Below are 18623 nucleotides of genomic sequence, written 5' to 3'. Positions count from 1 at the left end.
AAAAATAACCTCTTTCCATACATTTACGAGATTCTCGGAGTTAAAAAAGCAAAAAGACAGCAATTTAGAGAAAATAGAAAAACAGCAACAGAGAGATGTTTGCGGCAATAACACAGCCGATTCCCCTCAATATCCACGGGCGCAAAGGGCTTTTCCCACCGGCAAAGAACAATGCGTAGCACATGTTTACCGCTATATTGCTGACAATAGCCTGCATGGTGCAAGCCGTAATCACCGGCACTGCCACGCTGCCCGTTCCTTGAAGCAGGTTCAGGATGAAAGGAGTGATGTCGCTGAAGCCCGAAACGAAGGAGAGCAGGTTCAGTCCGCCCGTGCCGGCATACACCAACGTATAGTGGGTCAGGATAGTGAACACCACAAACAGTATGGCAAAAATCAGCGCCACCTTAAACTCCAACGGGTTACTGCCCTCCTCTTCTTCCTCAGCCTGCGTGCCGTCGTCCGTCCGTTTCCGCTTGGAATGCAGATAGCATGCCACGGTGGCCGTCACCAGCGACATAATCAGCAGATAGGGATAGACAGCCAGCAACGTGTCCCAACTGAAAATGCCTATCAATATCAGGAAACGTAGGAACATCATGCTGACCGCCAGCAACATAGCTGCCACATATTCGGGAGCATCCTGCGCAGAGGCCTTGCGGCTCTTTCGCGCCAATACGGAAATAGTGGCCGTACTGCTGTACAAGCCTCCCACAATGCCCGAAACCAGAATACCCGATTCACGGAAGACGTAGCGCTTCAACAAATAGGAAAGATAGGAAATGCCCGACACGACCACCGTGGCCAGCCAAATGCTGTAGGGCGTCAGGTTGATGCCGGGAATGAGATTCTTGTCGGGCAGCATCGGAAGGATAATGCCGCTGATGGCAAGGAACTTGGCAAGCGTTGTCATCTCATCGTTCTTCATGCGCTGGGCCAGTTCCGTGAAGGTGTGCTTCAGCTCGGTGAAGAGCAGGACGGTCACTATGACCATGACGTAGAACCACGACGGCTGCGTGGCCACAATGGGGGCTATGCAATAGGTGATGAGCGCAATAATGATGGTAGTTACTCCGAACACATGGTACTGTGACTGCTTCACGTAATAATTCAGCCCGAGCAACAGTCCCAGCACGGCTCCCCCTCCCATGAACAGACGATAATCCGCAGGGTCGAGTATATAGAGCAAATAGCCCAGAATGCCTATGAAGGTGAAGGTACGGTCGGTGCCGAAAAGCGTAGTCTCCCCTTCGCGCTTCAAGCTGATTTTCCGCTGTGAAAGCCCGATGAGTAAAGAGAATACGGTGACCAGAAGGAAAGTAACCAATTCTCTCGGCAGGTAGTCGTAAAGTTTCTCCATGACGATTAAACAAGCACGACGTACAATTGGTTTGCTACCATGTGGTGAAAGGGTGCTTCATCAGTTGCGAGTTATAGTAACGGGCGTCTCCCGTCACCTCCCTTCCGACGAAAGCGGGTTTCACGAAAGGCTCGTCCTCCGAGGAGAGTTCCACCTCGGCCACGGTCAGCCCCTCGTTCTCGCCATAGAACTCGTCCACCTCAAAAGTATGCTGTCCGCTACGAACCAGGTAGCGGGTCTTGTCGATGATGCCCGGTTCGCACAGTTTCAGCAGTTCCCGCGCTTCGTCCAATGGGATTTCCTTTTCCCACTCGTAGCGGCTGGTTCCCGATTCGTTGGACGCACCCTTGATGGTGAGGAATCCCCGTCCGTCACGGATGCGCACCCGCACCGTCCGTCCACGCGCACTACTGATGTATCCCTGCACGATGCGGCTCTGTGCATAGGCTTGCGACTTGTATTCTCCCGTTACGAGGAATTTCCGTTCTATCTCCTGCGGCATGTTGTTTCCGATGGTTTTATCAGCCCCAGTAAGAATAGGCCACAAACATGGCGATGACCAGCACAATGGCTATCACTCCCATCGTCAGCATCACTTCCTTGGCCTGCTGCTCTTCCTTCTGGCTGTGCATTGCTTTCTTTTTACTTTTTCCCATGGCGTGTTTTTTAGTTTAAAGTTCAACGATGAACAAAGTAAAGGCAAATTCGGGAAGAATGCAAATGAAAGGGGAAGAATTTTCCGCAATTCTGCACGGCTTTTTCATTCAGAGGAGTTATCGGGAGTTGGAAGGAGTTATCGCCCTTCGGGCTTAGGAGTTAGAAGCCGGTACTCCGGCTGATGGGCTATACTATCGGCCTTTAACTCCCCGCTATGAATAATGCAGGTGTGAAAGCAGGCAAGCGTCCGGGAAAAAGTTTTCGTTTTGTGGAACGCCTTGCCCCGAAAAGCCCCGTCGGAGAAAAAAAATTGCCGTATCTTTGCAATGTCGTTAAGCTTAATACACAGAACACGAAATTATTCAAATCAAACACATTTAGAATTATGCCAGTACTTTACAAAACTATTCAATCCACGAAAGAGAACAAGGACGGAGCCAAGCTCTTCCATCCGCGCGTTGTACACACCGCCATATAAGAACAAACTTACAGCTAAATCCTGTTTCCATTTACACAAAATTTTGGACAGTGTCATAATTTTGGATTGGGGACTATAATAATGACTTTATTACTTATATGTATATCATGTCTCCTACTATCAAAGTCTTATAAAATAAGAACTGTATCATATTTGATATTATCTATATATTCCATTTTTTCATATTGGGCATGTCTGTTTTATGCTTGTTTACTATAAATATAGAACACCAAGTTTGGTATTATATCTCTATTATTATGATGACGGGAGTAAACGTTTTGATTTCTTTTAGGGGTTTGGGGATTAGTTAGAAGAAATGCCTTCCTTTGCCGTAAAAGGGATTTTGTTCCTATTGTTAACAGATTTGTTCTCTGTTGTAGCGGATGTTCTTCATCCGCTGCTTCCGAACATCAGAACCTCCGGATTCAATAACTGACTGATTAAAGTGTTTCCCATCTTTATTAAGAATGGGGAACTTTAATCAGTCAGTTTATCGGAAATACTCAGTGTAATAGCATTCAGGAGGGGAACATGCTATTCTCCGCTTCCCGCGAATTCCATCAGGTAAGCTTTGATGAAGCCGTCTATCTTTCCGTCCATCACACCGTTCACGTCGCTGGTCTGGAAATTGGTGCGGTGGTCTTTCACGCGGCGGTCGTCGAAGACGTAGCTACGAATCTGGCTACCCCATTCGATTTTCTTCTTGCCGGCTTCCACCTTGGCCTGCTCGGCCATGCGGTGCTGGAGTTCCTTATCGTAGAGCATGGAACGGAGAAGGCGGAGAGCATTCTCGCGGTTCTTAGGCTGGTCGCGTGTTTCGGTATTTTCAATCAGGATTTCTTCTTCCTCACCCGTATAGGGGTCTTTGTACTGATAGCGCAGACGGACACCGGATTCTACCTTGTTGACGTTCTGTCCACCGGCGCCACCGCTTCGGAAGGTATCCCATGACATGCGAGCAGGTTCGATATTCACCTCGATGGTATCATCTACCAAAGGAGTGACAAACACGGATGCAAAAGAAGTCATACGCTTACCCTGGGCATTGTAGGGCGAAACACGCACCAGGCGGTGCACACCGTTCTCACCTTTCAGATAACCATAGGCATAATCACCGGAAATCTCGATGGTACAAGTCTTGATACCTGCCTCGTCTCCTTCCTGAAGGTTGGCAATGGTAGCCTTGTAGCCGTGAGTCTCGGCATAGTGCAGGTACATACGCATCAGCATGCTTGCCCAGTCCTGGCTTTCCGTACCACCGGCACCGGAGTTGATTTTCAGCACACAGTCCATTTGGTCGGCTTCCTCGCGAAGCATGTTCTTGAGCTCGAGGGCTTCGACGGCAGCGATTGCCTTAGCATAGGCATCATCCACTTCCTCCTCAGTCACCAGTTCGTCCTTGTAAAAGTCGAAGGCCAACTGCACTTCATCGGCCAAAGTCTTCACCTCATTGTAGCCGGAAATCCATTGTTGCAGGCCTTTCACCTTCTTCATCTGAGCCTCGGCAGCCTTCTGATTGTCCCAAAAACCGGGAGCTTGGGTGCGAAGCTGCTCTTCTTCCACTTGTATCTTCTTTCCTTCAATGTCCAGATAGCGGTTCAACGCTTCGGTACGTTCTTTGATATCTTTCAGTTGTTCTGCGGTAATCATGAGTCTATTTACGATTTGACAATTTACGATTTGACGATTGAAGTTGGTATTATCAATCCGACTTCGGACGGCAAAGGTATGAAAAAAACGCATAATTTCGCAGCTATCAGTTCAATAAGTCGTGGTATAGAAGATGAATCCGTGCCCAGACCATTCAAAAGACAAGGTACCGAAAAAGCTTTCATTTCTTAGAAAAATCCTTGTCTACCATTGTCACATCCCATCCAGAAACGACATCGCCGTAAAGATAGTTGCCGTACTTTCATCGGTGGAGGAACCGAACGATACACCGTCTATCACATACAACGGCTGGCCACTTCCGCTTACAGAACAGTTACCACGGATAATCTCTGAAGAACCACCCAAACCGGATGAACTCTTATTGATCTGCACACCTGCCATCTTACAGGCCAACGCGTTCATCATGTTGAGGTCTTTCACGCGTGCCAATTCGTCACCGTTCACCACTTGAGTAGAGCAAGTCAGTGATTTTTCTTTCTTTGCAATACCCAATGCCATTACCACCACTTCATCCAGCAGCTTGGCATCATTCTTTAATATGACTCTTATCGTTCCCTGAGTGATGGGAACTTCTTGTGTTATCATACCTACGAAAGACACTTGCAGTGTCGTGGCACCTGCGGGCGCATCTGTAACAGTGAATTTGCCGTCTAAATCTGTTACGCCTCCGGTAGTGCTTCCTTTTACCAATACGGAAGTTCCGATAATCGGTTCATTGCCTTCAGCTGAAATAACGATACCGGTAATGGGGGAGGAGAGAATTTTGGGCTGCTGGCAGAACCGGTGCTTTATTGCATGGTTTTAAGCAGATTACGGCATCCCCCTTCTCTCCCTCGCCTAAGAGTGAGACTTTCATTATCTACAAGAGAACTCCTCCCCGGCAACGCGACAAAAGATGATTAGTTTCTTGCGTGCAGGGAGGGGAGTTTCTTTCTGTTCAGAAGAAGGAGATAAAAAACAGACCGTCCGGCCTGGAATGAAAAAGCTTCATCCCAGGTCGGACGGTTATAAACAAAAAAACAAAGTTCTATTCTTCGTACATCCTATCAATCAGTCCTTTGTAGTTCTTTGCCACAACAGAACGTTTCAGCTTCAGCGTGTTCGTCAGCTCACCGCGTTCCATACTGAATGGTTCGGGCAGAAGCGTGAAACGCTTCACTTGCTCATAATGGGCAAATTGCTGCTGCAAGGTATCGATACGGGCACGGAACAACGCCTGTATCTTGGGATGTTGCAACAACTCATCCATATTGCCGTATGCAATGCCTTTCTCTTTGGCATAATCCTCCACAAAGCCATAAACGGGAACTATCAAAGCTGAAACAAACTTACGCTCATCGGCAATGACAGCAATCTGATCGATGTAGCGGTCTATGGCCAGCTTCGTTTCCAATGCCTGCGGCGAAATGTATTTTCCGTTGGAGGTCTTGAACAAGTCCTTGATGCGTTCCGTCAGATACAGTTGTCCGTCCTTCAGATAACCGGCATCACCCGTGTGAAACCATCCGTCACCGTCAATGGCAGCAGCCGTTGCCTCCGGTTTCTTGTAGTAGCCGGTAGTGATGGTCTTACCACGAAGAAGTATCTCGTTGTTCTCGCCGATCTTCACCTCCACATCGGGCATTACCGTACCTACGGAACCAATCTCATACCCTTCGTTGAGGAAGCAGGATACGGTAGCCATAGACTCCGTCAGGCCATAACCTACCACCATGTTGATGCCTACCGAATGTACGAACTCGCAGATTTCATCGGGCACGGCAGCACCGGCTGTAGGGAAGAAGTTTCCGTTCTCGATGCCTATCGTCCTCTTCAGCAGGGCATAAATGGTCTTTTCGTAGAACTTATACTTCAAATGGAGCATCATGGGCGGTTTTTTGCCTAAACGCAAATAGTCTATGTTGTGCGCCTTGCCCACCTTGATGGCATCCAGCATCATAGCCTTACGCAAGCCGGTTTCCTGGGCAATCTTCTCCTGCACGCCGGCATAGACCTTCTCCCAGAAACGGGGCACACTGCACATCAGCGTGGGGCGTATCTCTTTAATAGTAGTCTGGATATCCTGCGGACGTAGATTGACACAGACCTGCACACCCCGGTGGATGCAGAGGTAGGTCCATGCTTTCTCGAACACATGCGTCAACGGGAGGAAGTTCATGGAAACATCCCGGTCTGTCATGAAAGGCAGGCGGATATCATGGATGCGGAAAGCTTCCCGATAATTGAAATGATGGAGCATGACACCTTTCGGTTCACCGGTAGTGCCGGAAGTATAAAGGATATTGGCGAGGTCGTCGTCCGAAGCGGCTGAGGTACGTTGCCCTACAACGGCATCGTGCGGCAATCCTTCACCCATTGCCATAAATTCATCGAAATAGACGGAAGTCATGTCGCGCGGGTCTTTCACCACAGCACGGTCGAAGATAATGAGCTGCTGCAGGGAGTGGCAGAAGCCGAACACACTGAAAGCGGCATCATACTGAAACTGCTCGCCCACAAACAGATAGCGTATCTGTGCATCGTTGATAATATATTGTGCCTGTGCCGGTGAACTGGTGGCATACAAAGGTATGGTCACCGCCCGGTTGGCAAATGCACCGAAATCGGTAAAGAGACATTCGGGTTTATTCTGCGAGAAGATACCTATGTTCTCTTGTGGCTCTATTCCCAAAGCTACCATGGCATTGGCAGTCTGGCGTACAGTCAGCGAGAACTCCTTCCATGAGACGGGTATCCATTGCGCAGTTTCATAGTCCCTATATTTCAGGGCTATTTTGTCTCCATACTTCTCTGCCTGGCGATGCACCAGAACAGACAAATGATGATAAGTCATAACTTTTGATATTGATAAATACGGCACAAAGGTAGTGGTTTCATTTGAAACTAATTCGATATTAACGGGTAATTATTCAATATGGGTGCTCCTTTCCGTTTTTTATTCGTAAGTTTGCAGCTGGATTATTTATTTACTGAATATGATTTACGATATACCGACTTTAACTTCCGAAGCAACCGGATTGCTCAAATCACTGATAGCCATTCCTTCCCTGAGCCGCGACGAGGAGAAAGCGGCGGATTATCTGCAAGACTATATCGAGATGCAAGGCATGGCAACAGGACGTAAAGGCAACAATGTGTGGTGCCTCAGCCCGATGTTTGACCTAAAGAAACCGACCTTGCTGCTGAATTCGCATATCGACACCGTAAAACCCGTCAACGGGTGGCGGAAAGCCCCCTTTACCCCCACGCTGGAAAGTAACGGAAAGCTCTATGGGCTGGGCAGCAATGATGCCGGAGCAAGTGTTGTCAGCCTGCTGCAAGTGTTCCTCACGCTGTGCCGCACCACCCAGGCCTACAATCTGATATATCTTGCCTCGTGCGAGGAAGAAGTTTCGGGCAAAGGTGGAATAGAGTGCGTGCTACCGGAACTGCCCCCCATACAGTTTGCCATTGTAGGCGAGCCGACGGAGATGCAACCTGCCATTGCAGAAAAAGGCTTGATGGTGCTGGATGTAACTGCTACCGGAAAATCGGGACATGCTGCCCGAAACGAAGGGGACAATGCCATATATAAGGTATTGGACGATATTGCCTGGTTTCGTGATTACCATTTCCCCAAAGAATCTTCCCTGCTGGGTCCCGTGAAAATGAGTGTAACTATGGTAAATGCCGGCACACAGCATAACGTCATTCCCGACCGTTGTACTTTTGTCGTAGACATCCGCAGCAACGAGTGTTATACTAATCAAGAGCTATTTGATGAAATACGGAAACACATCACGTGTGAAGCCAAAGCCCGCTCCTTCCGGTTAAGCTCCTCGCACGTAGCCCCGGAGCATCCGGTAGTGCAAAAAGCTATTGCCATGGGGTGTACTCCCTTCGGATCACCCACCTTGTCCGACCAGGCACTGATGCCCTTCCCTTCTCTGAAGATGGGACCGGGAAAAAGCGCCCGTTCACACACTGCCGACGAATTCATCTTTATCAAAGAGATTGAAGAAGCGATAGAGATGTATCTGAAGCTATTGGAAGGGACAAAAATATAAGAGGAAAGGGGTGAGCATTGTCACTTTTTATCCACACTGGGTCTCCATTTATAAACCATTGTTATCAAGCATACTGCAACAGAGGTATCTCAGTATACAATTGAGACTATCATCTGTTCAGCCACGGCTCCGGATTCAGTTTCTCCTTCTCTTTCCTCAATTGGAAGTGCAGCACCGTACGGCCATTGTCGGCCCCATCCGAGAAGATTTGTCCGAGAATCTGTTTGGTAGTCACATCATCACCCTGCTTCACTGAAGCCGATGACAAATTGCAATAAACAGATATATAATCTCCATGGCGGATAAGAACATTGAACAGCCCGTTCAGTTTAAAGACTGCTGCCACCTTGCCGTCGAAGATGGCGCGGGCTTGGGCACCCGGCTTTCCTTGTATATCGATGCCCTTATTGTCCAGCTTGACATTGCGCAAACCTTCCACAGAATACTGGCCGTAATGGCTGGTGATGATATACGCTCCGGTGATGGGCATCGGCAACTTACCGCGATTATTAGTAAAGTTCCCGGACAATTCACGGTCTGCCTTACTCATGGAGTAGGTTTCCAAAGGCTGTGCCTTCGACTTTGCGGGCGTAGAGGCAGTTGCTGGTTTTTCAGTTTTCTCACCAACCTTTTTACGTGCGGCAGCCTCACGGCGCGCTTCTTCTGCCGCACGCTTACGCGCTTTCTCTATCTCTTCCGCTATCAGGCGGTCAATACGTGCATTGAGCTGATTGGCTTCGCGGCGTTGCTTGTTCAGTTCGTTCTGCAATCCCCGCTGTTTCTTTTTCAGGTTGGCTACCAGCAACTTCTGTTCCTTCTCCTGTGCTTCCAGCTTGACTTTTTCCTCTTCACGTTCTTTCAGCAATCCCTCCTTGACAGCCTTCACCTGCTGAAGTTCAGTCTTCTTGCGGTTCACCTGTTCCTGCTTTTTCAACACCTCCTCGCCTTGCAGGCGTTGATAAGTAGCATATTCGCGTACGTAGCGCATGCGGCGGTAGGTCTGCGCCAGGCTCTTGGCAGAGAAGATGAACATGAGCTTCTCTTCAATGGAACGGTTCTTATACAAATATTGAACGGACGATTCATACCTCTGCTTCTTATCCTTCAAATCACGTTGCAAACGGGTCAGTTGGCGCTCCAATGAAGACAACTCGCGCTCTATGGACTCCACATCATTATTGATAGTCAGAATATAACGTTTACGTTCTTCTATCTGTCCGGTTAGTGCAGCAAGGCCTTTCAACTGGCTTCCCACATCCTTTTGGGTGGTTATCAACAGGGTCTCCGACTCCGCTATCTGTTGCTGCAAGGCACCACGCTTGCTTTCCAGTTCCTTAATCAGCTTGTTGGACTGGGCAAGGAGCGGAGAAACCGGCAAAAGGAGGAGAAAGAAGAACAGGAGAAGCTTCATAAGTTATGAGGGATTATCCAACAACTGTCAATTATCAACTAATCAAAGGTCTATCAGCATTTCCAGCAGTTCCTCCAGCTCCACCTCTTTATATTTCTGTGAGAGCTGGGTAGGAGTCAGTACAAAAGGCTTATCCGAGAAGTTGGAAAGTTCAATCTTTCCCTTTTCCAGAGAGGGTATACCGAGTTCCTTGCCGGTAAGCACCTTCTTGCCATTGGGCTTGGAAGCGGCATAAAGCAGTTTTTCCAGATGGGCAAAATCTGCCTTCTTGGGCAGTACATTCTTCAGTTCCTTACGTGTTGCACGGACATAACGCTTTCCCATACGATCGACCAGCAGAATCTCATCCGGGGTGACTTCCATACGTGCCACCTCCGTACGAAGTATCGGCATCAAGAAGGAGATCTGCATGCATTCTTTCTTCTTCAGCTTCATCGTACCGTTCACGGTAAGAGTGGCATCTTTATGAGGTACCGTCAGCTGCACTTTGGAGGAAAGGCAGGCCGACTCTCCGGACAGAGCACCCGAGTGGCTCGAAGTCTTGCAACCGGCAAGCCCCACAGCCAGCAACATCAGCAAAGACAAAAGGCGGCATGCCCTTGCTGCATCATTATTGTTCAGTAGGTTTAGTTTCATCTGATATATATTTCTTTTTTTGTATTTTCTGTTTCAACGTATCAGAGCGATTGCCCTTATCCCAGGCTTGCTTCCAATACTTCAAGGCACCTTCGGCATCGCCCGTCATGTAATAAATGTCTCCGCAATGCTCCAAGACCACGTCGCTGCTATCCTTGTCGTTCTTTATCGCCTCGTCTATGTAGAGACGCGCCTCGGCGTAATTGCCTTTGACAAACAATATCCATGCGTATGTATCGAGATAGGTGGAATTGGCAGGTTCGGCTTTCACTGTCTTGTAGCTCATCTCTTCCGCCTTGTCCAAGTCGCGGCGTTCTACGGAAAGGTAATATGCGTAATTGTTCAAGGCACCGATGTTCGAGGGATTGTACACCAAAGCGGAATCATAAGCCGCATACGCTTCTGCATGCAGGTTCTTGCTGTGACAGGCATCACCGATAATGGCATAGAAATCTGATACGACCTCTTTCCTGCTGTCGTCCTTGACGTGCGACAAGGCCTTCTGGCAGACAGCAAGGGCATCATCCGTCCGTTCCGCCTGGTTATAGGCAATGGCCAGATAGAAATAAAACTCCAGCATATCGGGATTGGATTCGACACCGGCTTCGCACAAGTTCATTATTTCCTTGTAGTCTTCCTGACGCACAGCCTCACCCAGCAGAGTCATACGCGCTGCCGTATTGGTAGGGTCTATGGCAAGTACCTGGCGCAAAACCGGCCAGGCCTCCTTGTTCATTCCCTTGGAAAGAAGATATTGGGCATACAGCAGGGGCAATTGTGCTTCATCGGGGTCTTGCTCCATGATGCGGTCGAAAAGGGTAATGACACGGGTGCTGTCCTTGCCGGCCTGCTCATTCTGCACGATGAACTGCCGCATCACGTTCAGTTTGGTGTCCGACGCCACTTTCTTGTTCAGCAACAGCGTGTCCAGTTGCTGTTCATGCAGCTCCTTCTGCCCGGTTTCTTCGTAATAAGAAGCCAATGAGTACATGGCCATTGCATTGTCCGGCTCTTCTGCCAGCACCTTCTTGTAAATCTCATAAGCTTCCTGCTTTTTCCCGTTCTGCATATAGACATCCCCCAGCACCACTTGATAGCGCCTGTCGTTGGGATACTCTTCTACCAGACTTTCTATTTCACGGAAGGCGCTCTTGTCGTCCTTCTTTTGCAGATAAATGCGGAACTTCTCCATGCTGAGCTGTTCATTCTTACCCATCCGCTCTTCGAGCTTGTTCAGTATGCCGATAACTTTGTCATACTCCTCCTGCCGGTTATAAATCTCGAGCAGGTTGTACAGCGGCTCCATCTTGTCCGAAAAACGTACCGCCATATCCTCCAGCAAGGTAGCGGCTTTCTCCGTTTCGTTTTGCTGCATATACAGATTGGCCAGTCCCTGGGCATACCAGTAATTGTCGGGAGCATTCTCCACCGCCTTTTCCAACGCGGCCAGCCCCAACGGCACCTGCTTGAGAAACATGTAGTATTGGGCCATCTCATACAAGGCCGATGAAGCGTTCGGATTTATTGCCAGGCAATGCTGCAGGATGTCGAAAGCCGCGTCATAGTCTTTCTGTACTTTCAGGCGGGCTGCTTCGAGAAAGAAGTAGTCGTAACGGCGCTGCTGTTCAGGGGTGAGTTGCGACGGAAGCTGTTCCGGTTTCCTGCCCGCCTTCTTCTTTTCCTTCTTGGCAGCGGCATGGGATGCGACAACGGGAGCCACCCCGGCCGTCATACCGCCAACGATTCCCCCAATCAATGCCCCGCAAGAGGTGAGCCAGGGAAAGGCCGCCAATAGGAGCATGAATATTTTCAGTCTGATTTTCATCTATTTAGCTACAAATTCTTAACTTAAAAATCCCGTTTGACAAGCACTTGTGTCTGACGTGACAGATACAAGCCTTTGTTGCGACAGACACCCGTGTCTGAGCCGACAAGCACAAGTGTCTGTCAAACGAGACAATATCCATTCATTTTTTACCTGTGTGTCCGAAGCCTCCGGCACCACGTTCCGTTTCATCCAGCACTTCCACTTCCTGCCAGACTGCCTGCTCATGACGCGCTATCACCATCTGGGCAATTCTTTCCCCATCTTCAATAACAAAGGTTTCCGCGGAAAGGTTGACGAGAATCACACAGACTTCTCCCCGGTAATCGGCATCGATTGTTCCGGGAGAGTTCAGCACGGTAATCCCTTTCTTGATGGCCAGTCCGCTGCGCGGACGCACCTGCGCCTCATATCCTTCCGGAAGAGCGATGTAAAGGCCCGTAGGCACCAGGCAGCGCTGCATTGGAGCCAGCGAGATAGGTTCATTAAGGTTTGCACGGATATCCATTCCCGCAGACAACTCAGTGGCATAAGCCGGAAGCGGATGCTTTGATTTATTGATGATTTGTACGTTCAGCATGATCTCATTTACGATTTGACGATTTACAATTGGAGCTACTTCTATTCTTACGGTTCGAGTAATTCAAGTTTCGCGATTCATTTGTGTTTCACTACGGTTCTTTCATTCAAAGAAGTTAGGGAGCTAACAGAAGCAACTCAATTGAGTTACCCCCTAATGACTCCTTTAAATGAAAGAGCCGTGGCATTTCACTACAAACTTGGGCGAAAATACGACTTTTTACACAAAATAGTGATACATTTGCAGTTAAATAATAGTAACTTCAATCGTAAACATCAAATCGTCAAATAGTAAATAGCCTCATGATGAATTGGAATACGCTCATATCTGCCAAACGTTTCGGACTGGAAGAGTTCCATCAGGAACGTCGTGAAAACCGCTCGGAGTTCCAACGGGACTATGACCGCCTCGTCTTCTCCGCACCCTTCCGGCGTCTGCAAAACAAGACCCAGGTATTCCCTCTTCCCGGTAGCGTATTTGTCCACAACCGGCTGACGCACAGCCTCGAGGTATCATGCGTAGGCCGTTCGCTGGGCAACGATGTATCGAAAGCCCTCATTGCCCGCCACCCGGAGTTGCAAGGCAGCTACCTCACCGAAATAGGCTCCATCGTTTCCGCCGCCTGTCTGGCACACGACTTGGGAAATCCCCCTTTCGGACATTCGGGAGAACGTGCCATCTCCACCTTTTTCTCCGAAGGAAAAGGAATGCCCCTGAAAGAACAACTGACACCCGCGCAATGGGAAGACCTTACCCATTTTGAAGGGAATGCAAACGCTTTCCGCCTGCTCACCCACCAGTTCGAGGGAAGGCGGAAAGGAGGGTTCGTACTTACCTACTCCACCCTGGCAAGCATCGTGAAATATCCCTTTTCATCAAGTCTTGCAGGCAAAAAGTCCAAATTCGGCTTCTTCATCACAGAGGAAGAAAGTTTTCGCCGCATAGCAGAAGAACTGGGCATAAAGAAACTGAACGACAGCCCGCTGAAATATGCCCGCCACCCGTTAGTCTATCTTGTAGAGGCCGCCGACGACATCTGCTACCAGATGATGGACATCGAGGATGCCCACAAGCTGAAAATCCTGACCACGCAGGAAACCAAAGAACTGCTTCTCTCCTACTTCTCGGAAGAACGCCAGGCGCACCGGCTGAAAACGATGGAGATAGTGAGCGATACCAATGAACAGATAGCCTATCTGCGTTCCAGCGTCATCGGGCTGCTTATCGGGGAGTGCGTGCAAGCCTTTATCGACAATGAAGAAAAGATTCTGGAAGGAGAATTTGAAGGAAGCCTCATCAACCATATATCCGAAGTGCCCGCCAATGCCTACAAGCATTGTGCAGACATCTCGATGAAGAGGATTTACCGCTCACGCGACGTACTGGACATCGAGCTTGCAGGTTTCCGCATCATCAGCACCCTGCTCGAGCTGATGATAGATGCCGTATGTTCTCCGGAAAAGGCCTATTCGCAACTGCTCATCAACCGCGTATCGGGCCAGTACAATATAAAAGCGCCTGTACTCTACGAAAGAATACAGGCGGTATTGGATTACATCTCCGGAATGACGGATGTATTTGCACTCGACCTTTACAGAAAAATAAACGGGAATAGCTTGCCAGCGGTGTAGGAGACTACACCCGACAAGCTAAAACTTTTTATAATGTTCAAATTCATCCATATATAATCGTTCCAAAGACTTATTGCCAACCGGGCTACCAACAAGCAGAACTTCCTTGTTCGCATTCAACAGGAAAGTTCCAAAGGCCTCATCAGAAGGCAATTGGTTCATTTTATTAAAATCTCCGTTTTTATCAATACAAACCGGATAACTGAAATCATCTCCCCTCAAAATCCATATCAATTCTTTCATATTTTTTGGCTGAATATAAAAAAGCAGTGATACCATTCCAGGATATTTCATTTCCAATCTATTCATAAAATCCTTCCATTCCAATGCCCGAAGCCTACACTCGACACAACCAGCAGAATCAATATAATTGACTATCGTATAAGGAAACTTTGGGAAACAGAACACAGTGTCTCTTCCCATACGAGTAAAAACTCCATCTGTTGGAAATTGAATCTCTTTTCCAATCCAACTTTCCACATCGGCAATTTTGCTTTCTTTTTCAACGTCCCGACAAGAGGTTAAGAGCATCATGCAAAACAACAAACCACAAATTCTCATTCTCTATTCTTAAATTTAAAGAGTAAAAGAACCGGATTGGCATCTTCTGGCAAAGCACGCAACTTTTCCACTTTCTTCGTATCAGAAATTGCATGAAGCACTTTTTCCGCTTTTTTATCTGCCGGATTAAAATAAGAAACAAAAGATTGTTCTGCTATCGCACAAACGCCCATAGCCGGAATGCTTGCCACATCTTTGGAACTCACATAATATTTCATTCCACTTTTCTTATCAATCATACCATAGCTGGCAGGAATTGATTGGAAAACAATAAAGATACAGTCATCAGTCTCATAGCAAGCAGACACATCCGCTATATATTGAAAACTTTTCTGAATCTGTTCTTCCGGATCGCTTTGCGCCCACAATTTCACCTCTTCTTCCGTTGGAATCTTCTTGGAAGAGAAACTGATACAGGAATCAGCCTTACCTTCCTCCAACCGATAAATATACGAATTAAAACGCTCATAATAATACACTTTATCATCTGAACGAAAAATATAATGTTTGGCTCTATAAGGCAATTTATTACCTTCCAGCAAAAGATTGTTCTTCAACACCATAGTCTTTTCTTTTTCCTTACTCCAAACTACCAAATTCTGGCGAGCCTCTCCTTCTTGATAGACAAGCCCCAGATAGACTGAATTTCCTACTACCGCAAAATCAAGGAAATATGCTCCTATCCGATTGACCTCATAATTATTTTCATCACCACTTCTATACATAATGATACTTTGGGTAGCCCAATCCGCCAAATAAATATTTCCTTCCCCGTCAACATCCATATCACACGGTTCGGTATATTCACCAGGTCCTTGCCCTATCTTATGAATGGATTTTAAGAAATTCCCCTGTCTATCGAACAATAGAACCTTTTTCCCTACTTTATCAAAGACATAAAACGTTTTATTGCAATACAACACCTTGTCTATATCAGCAATCAGCGATGCATCGTTCGTCTCCAAAGGAATACATTCCACATCTGTTATTTCCGGCAATAGCTGCAAGGCAGTATCCAAATTCATCGAATAAGCTGTTTGTAAGTCTTTATGTCCCTTATTACCACAAGATAAGCACATAAAAGGTGCTAACATTAAAAAAAGTAGATGCTTCATAAATATACAAATTTAAAAATGAAGGGTATGCCTTGATATCACAAGCAGCATACCCTCTATCCTTTCAACCACAACAAAGTCAATTACGGGGATTAGAAACTATAACATGAACCGTACCTGCATTACAAATCTGCGATGTTCCAGACATACAAGTTGTAATTTCATCAAAAGTCGTCACAGTTTCTGATACTTCGAAATTCACCTGGCGAACAATAGGAGTTCCCGTTTTAGCACTGGCAGCAGACAAGCTCTCCACATTTTGCTCAGCAACATTACCTCTTTGTGAAGAATAAACATTTGCTCCTACCAATATTAGCCCAGACAATGCAAACAAAACCTTCATAATGCTTTTCATAATACCTCCTTTTTAAAGGAATTAATATGACAAATATAAACAAAATAAACAAGATATGCAGATATTCAGACTATATTTTAAGATTGGCAATCCCATTACAAGCATTGGGAACACAATAAATAGAACATTCAGGTATAGGCGGATGATGCGCCCAGATTAATCGTCTGAGCCAGCCATTGATATTCATGATGTCTATCTGCTTGTGATAAATCATACTTGAAACCATACGGCACCTCTTTAAAACCTATTGAATCTCATCCCAACAACTTCTTAGGAAAAGTCACTTACCAAAACCGGTCGAGTCTGACTTTAAAACAGGAAAAGCGTAGCAAACGGCCTTTCAGCCGGTTTGCTACGCTTCACACTATTCTCTCTGATATTTCTTTCAAGAAACTACCTTATTCGCTCCCGACGTAAACTTGCACGCCTCCGGTTCGTTCGCTATGAATGACTCGATGTGACGGATACGCTTATCTGCCAGAATCTCGTCCACAGCAATCAAGATTCCCGTTTCCTCCACATCACCGAAACCGTAATTGATGGCTGTACCGAACATGCGCATGGTAGGGCTAAGACTCATATAGGCATTCACCAACGGAGGAATATTGTAACCCACCTTACGGATTTCACAATTCAAAATCTTATAGTCTTCCTTAAAAGATTCTTTACAGAAGAGAGCATCCAATTCATTCTCGTCCGATTCCAGAATCAACGGTTTCATCGGAGTAATCAAATTGTCCTTATCGGCAAAATGCTTCCGAAGGAAATAAAGAATCTTATCACGGCTCTGACGGTGATAGCTGGGATACATGGTCACCTTTCCGAAGAAATATTTCACATTGGGCATGACTACCGTCAATGCGCCCAAGCCATCCCACAGATTATCCAATGCAAACAGTCCCTTACTGTCGGTACGCGTAGACTGATACTCCAACGTAACAAAAGACCGCCCCAGCTCGATAGTCATAGGAAGATAATCCTTCAGGAACTTGTCCGAGAAGTTGAACATGTGGGCAGTGGCCAGAATAGGAGCTCCCTGCGCGTCGAAACGCACATCCGTACCCAAGATATAACGGTATCCTCCCAAGATTTCTTCGGCTTCCGGATTCCATACAATGAGCTGCTTGTACGGGTTGTCCATGATGTCATATTCGTCAATATCCATTGACTTGCCCGTTCCTCCTCCCGCAGCGCGGAATGCAATCTCGCGCAAACGGCCGATTTCCTTCATGGTATTCGGAGAGTCTTGGGCAGTAATGATATATATCTGGTTATGACTTCTATTAGTCATACGCAGGCGCTTCTCCTCAGTCAACTCCGCTTTCAGCAGTTCCTTGCTTATCGGTGCAATTACATCTTCCATATTTCTTTGTTAGTAGTTCTTCTTTAAATACAAATACAGTCTCTCTACAATTTATATACAATATCCTTCACATATTGCGCCCATCCGGCCGGAGTTTTCGATTTGTCGAAAGTTTGCCAGGGGATAGGTTTCCCTATGGTGATGGTAAATGTCTTATGACGGTTCTTCAGCATTTCATCTGCCAAGTAGAGCATGGCTATATTGAACTTGATGCCCAACATCTTACAAAAATTGGCAAGATTATAAAAGAAGTTGGAGTTCCGCCCCTCGAAGTGGATGGGAACTACATCACGGTGGGCTTCGACACTCTTCACGATAAAGGTCTTTTTCCAATCCAAGTCACGGATGACCCCATTCTGCCTACGCGAACAAAGCCCTGCGGGAAACATGATGAGCTGATTATCCGAAGCAAATCCCGCCTCCACCATCCTCGGGAAGTCCTTGGCCTGCTTTCCCGTCTTGTTAATGGGGATGCAGAGCGGTGCCAGTCCGTGCAGGTTCATCAGCAAGTCGTTGACCATATATTTCACCTTGCCACCATAAAAGGTGCCCAGGACATAACCCAACGCCACTCCGTCCTGCCCACCCAAAGGATGGTTGGATACAAAAGTATAAAGCCCTTCTTTAGGCAGATTCTCCTCCCCCTTTACCACAATATTGGCATCAAGGAACTCCAGACAAGCCTTCAGAAAATCTACACCGACTTTATCTTTCGACTCCCGCAAAAAGACATTCAATTCCTTTTGATGAACGATATGCTTCAAATAAGAAACCACGAACTTGGGGATATACTTAGACTGCTTCGGAGCCTTTTCCCGAAGTATTTTGTCTATGTCAATCAAAAATAAAGAGTCGTCAGCCATTCTTCTTTTGATGAAATGAATGCGCAAAATTAACTTATCTTTTTAATTAATCGCAAAAAAATGACAGAAAA

18 protein-coding genes are annotated in these 18623 nt (G+C 47.0%); 3 read left to right on the top strand and 15 right to left on the bottom strand.

Annotated elements, in window-relative coordinates; genetic code table 11:
- Window positions 1–64: 64 nt before the first annotated feature.
- The 3 genes from HU824_RS02735 to HU824_RS19625 are packed head-to-tail and all read right to left on the bottom strand — an operon-like array spanning window position 65 to window position 2016.
- Window positions 65–1360 carry a DUF4010 domain-containing protein gene (locus HU824_RS02735; RefSeq protein ID WP_176468007.1) on the bottom strand — a complete coding sequence of 432 codons (1296 nt, stop codon included), beginning with the start codon at window positions 1358–1360 and terminating at the stop codon, window positions 65–67.
- Between the two features lie 34 nt (window positions 1361–1394).
- Window positions 1395–1862 carry a CYTH domain-containing protein gene (locus HU824_RS02730; RefSeq protein ID WP_136008893.1) on the bottom strand — a complete coding sequence of 156 codons (468 nt, stop codon included), beginning with the start codon at window positions 1860–1862 and terminating at the stop codon, window positions 1395–1397.
- A 19-nt stretch (window positions 1863–1881) separates the two neighbouring features.
- Entirely contained in the window at window positions 1882–2016 is a 135-nt protein-coding gene (locus tag HU824_RS19625) for a hypothetical protein (protein WP_255260446.1), read from the bottom strand.
- 215 nt (window positions 2017–2231) lie between these two features.
- On the opposite strand from HU824_RS19625, the gene HU824_RS02725 reads away from it, so the two are divergent.
- Entirely contained in the window at window positions 2232–2495 is a 264-nt protein-coding gene (locus tag HU824_RS02725; RefSeq protein ID WP_176468006.1) for a hypothetical protein, read from the top strand.
- A gap of 534 nt (window positions 2496–3029) precedes the next feature.
- Here the strand turns inward: HU824_RS02725 and prfB are convergent.
- From prfB to HU824_RS02710, 3 genes are all read right to left on the bottom strand, one after another.
- A complete protein-coding gene (gene prfB / locus HU824_RS02720) occupies window positions 3030–4145 on the bottom strand; it encodes a peptide chain release factor 2 (protein WP_136008892.1) in 1116 nt (371 codons plus the stop codon).
- Between the two features lie 213 nt (window positions 4146–4358).
- Window positions 4359–4904 (bottom strand): carboxypeptidase-like regulatory domain-containing protein, encoded by a 546-nt coding sequence (locus HU824_RS19995; protein WP_289222636.1) that lies wholly within the window; start codon window positions 4902–4904, stop codon window positions 4359–4361.
- A 289-nt stretch (window positions 4905–5193) separates the two neighbouring features.
- A complete protein-coding gene (locus tag HU824_RS02710; protein WP_176468005.1) occupies window positions 5194–6999 on the bottom strand; it encodes a long-chain fatty acid--CoA ligase in 1806 nt (601 codons plus the stop codon).
- A gap of 142 nt (window positions 7000–7141) precedes the next feature.
- On the opposite strand from HU824_RS02710, the gene HU824_RS02705 reads away from it, so the two are divergent.
- A complete protein-coding gene (locus tag HU824_RS02705) occupies window positions 7142–8212 on the top strand; it encodes a M20 family metallo-hydrolase (RefSeq protein WP_176468004.1) in 1071 nt (356 codons plus the stop codon).
- 109 nt (window positions 8213–8321) lie between these two features.
- On the opposite strand, the gene HU824_RS02700 is transcribed toward HU824_RS02705, so the two are convergent.
- From HU824_RS02700 to dut, 4 genes are all read right to left on the bottom strand, one after another.
- A complete protein-coding gene (locus HU824_RS02700) occupies window positions 8322–9623 on the bottom strand; it encodes a murein hydrolase activator EnvC (RefSeq protein ID WP_176468003.1) in 1302 nt (433 codons plus the stop codon).
- Between the two features lie 42 nt (window positions 9624–9665).
- Window positions 9666–10259 (bottom strand): DUF4292 domain-containing protein, encoded by a 594-nt coding sequence (locus tag HU824_RS02695; RefSeq protein WP_176468002.1) that lies wholly within the window; start codon window positions 10257–10259, stop codon window positions 9666–9668.
- Entirely contained in the window at window positions 10234–12084 is a 1851-nt protein-coding gene (locus HU824_RS02690; RefSeq protein WP_176468001.1) for a tetratricopeptide repeat protein, read from the bottom strand. Before HU824_RS02690 ends, HU824_RS02695 begins: the two co-directional genes overlap by 26 nt.
- Before the next feature lie 142 nt (window positions 12085–12226).
- The gene (dut, locus tag HU824_RS02685) at window positions 12227–12661 is read right to left on the bottom strand and encodes a dUTP diphosphatase (protein WP_176468033.1); all 435 of its coding nucleotides are present in this window, start codon (window positions 12659–12661) and stop codon (window positions 12227–12229) included.
- A 305-nt stretch (window positions 12662–12966) separates the two neighbouring features.
- On the opposite strand from dut, the gene HU824_RS02680 reads away from it, so the two are divergent.
- Window positions 12967–14295 carry a deoxyguanosinetriphosphate triphosphohydrolase gene (locus HU824_RS02680; RefSeq protein WP_176468000.1) on the top strand — a complete coding sequence of 443 codons (1329 nt, stop codon included), beginning with the start codon at window positions 12967–12969 and terminating at the stop codon, window positions 14293–14295.
- An 18-nt stretch (window positions 14296–14313) separates the two neighbouring features.
- Here the strand turns inward: HU824_RS02680 and HU824_RS02675 are convergent, their stop codons facing one another.
- The 5 genes from HU824_RS02675 to HU824_RS02655 all read right to left on the bottom strand — a co-directional run bounded on the left by HU824_RS02675 (window position 14314) and on the right by HU824_RS02655 (window position 18552).
- Complete coding sequence (locus HU824_RS02675; protein WP_176467999.1) at window positions 14314–14856, bottom strand: hypothetical protein; 543 nt, start codon at window positions 14854–14856, stop codon at window positions 14314–14316.
- Window positions 14853–15971: a 6-bladed beta-propeller gene (locus HU824_RS02670; protein WP_176467998.1), complete on the bottom strand. Its 1119-nt coding sequence runs from the start codon at window positions 15969–15971 to the stop codon at window positions 14853–14855. Before HU824_RS02670 ends, HU824_RS02675 begins: the two co-directional genes overlap by 4 nt.
- Before the next feature lie 79 nt (window positions 15972–16050).
- Window positions 16051–16326 (bottom strand): hypothetical protein, encoded by a 276-nt coding sequence (locus tag HU824_RS02665; protein ID WP_176467997.1) that lies wholly within the window; start codon window positions 16324–16326, stop codon window positions 16051–16053.
- Between the two features lie 385 nt (window positions 16327–16711).
- On the bottom strand, window positions 16712–17689 hold the full coding sequence (locus HU824_RS02660) for a GNAT family N-acetyltransferase (protein WP_136008882.1): 978 nt from the start codon (window positions 17687–17689) through the stop codon (window positions 16712–16714).
- 44 nt (window positions 17690–17733) lie between these two features.
- The gene (locus HU824_RS02655; protein ID WP_136008881.1) at window positions 17734–18552 is read right to left on the bottom strand and encodes a 1-acyl-sn-glycerol-3-phosphate acyltransferase; all 819 of its coding nucleotides are present in this window, start codon (window positions 18550–18552) and stop codon (window positions 17734–17736) included.
- Between the last annotated feature and the right edge of the window lie 71 nt (window positions 18553–18623).

Origin of the sequence: Bacteroides sp. L10-4 (assembly GCF_013373675.1) — a bacterium.
Taxonomy (GTDB): Bacteria; Bacteroidota; Bacteroidia; order Bacteroidales; family Bacteroidaceae; genus Bacteroides; species Bacteroides muris.
Note: the sequence above shows the minus strand (reverse complement) of the source record. Positions and strands in the feature narration are given on the sequence as shown.

Excerpts from the sequence above, each read along its gene's own strand:
- prfB (WP_136008892.1), bottom strand. The coding sequence starts at position 4,145 with ATGATTACCGCAGAACAACTGAAAGATATCAAAGAACGTACCGAAGCG.
- HU824_RS02675 (WP_176467999.1), bottom strand. The coding sequence starts at position 14,856 with ATGAGAATTTGTGGTTTGTTGTTTTGCATGATGCTCTTAACCTCTTGT.
- HU824_RS02705 (WP_176468004.1), top strand. The coding sequence starts at position 7,142 with ATGATTTACGATATACCGACTTTAACTTCCGAAGCAACCGGATTGCTC.
- HU824_RS19625 (WP_255260446.1), bottom strand. The coding sequence starts at position 2,016 with ATGGGAAAAAGTAAAAAGAAAGCAATGCACAGCCAGAAGGAAGAGCAG.
- HU824_RS02710 (WP_176468005.1), bottom strand. The coding sequence starts at position 6,999 with ATGACTTATCATCATTTGTCTGTTCTGGTGCATCGCCAGGCAGAGAAG.
- HU824_RS02655 (WP_136008881.1), bottom strand. The coding sequence starts at position 18,552 with ATGGCTGACGACTCTTTATTTTTGATTGACATAGACAAAATACTTCGG.
- HU824_RS02690 (WP_176468001.1), bottom strand. The coding sequence starts at position 12,084 with ATGAAAATCAGACTGAAAATATTCATGCTCCTATTGGCGGCCTTTCCC.
- HU824_RS02700 (WP_176468003.1), bottom strand. The coding sequence starts at position 9,623 with ATGAAGCTTCTCCTGTTCTTCTTTCTCCTCCTTTTGCCGGTTTCTCCG.
- HU824_RS02735 (WP_176468007.1), bottom strand. The coding sequence starts at position 1,360 with ATGGAGAAACTTTACGACTACCTGCCGAGAGAATTGGTTACTTTCCTT.
- HU824_RS02660 (WP_136008882.1), bottom strand. The coding sequence starts at position 17,689 with ATGGAAGATGTAATTGCACCGATAAGCAAGGAACTGCTGAAAGCGGAG.
- HU824_RS02680 (WP_176468000.1), top strand. The coding sequence starts at position 12,967 with ATGATGAATTGGAATACGCTCATATCTGCCAAACGTTTCGGACTGGAA.
- HU824_RS02665 (WP_176467997.1), bottom strand. The coding sequence starts at position 16,326 with ATGAAAAGCATTATGAAGGTTTTGTTTGCATTGTCTGGGCTAATATTG.
- HU824_RS02670 (WP_176467998.1), bottom strand. The coding sequence starts at position 15,971 with ATGAAGCATCTACTTTTTTTAATGTTAGCACCTTTTATGTGCTTATCT.
- HU824_RS02725 (WP_176468006.1), top strand. The coding sequence starts at position 2,232 with ATGAATAATGCAGGTGTGAAAGCAGGCAAGCGTCCGGGAAAAAGTTTT.
- HU824_RS02730 (WP_136008893.1), bottom strand. The coding sequence starts at position 1,862 with ATGCCGCAGGAGATAGAACGGAAATTCCTCGTAACGGGAGAATACAAG.
- HU824_RS02695 (WP_176468002.1), bottom strand. The coding sequence starts at position 10,259 with ATGAAACTAAACCTACTGAACAATAATGATGCAGCAAGGGCATGCCGC.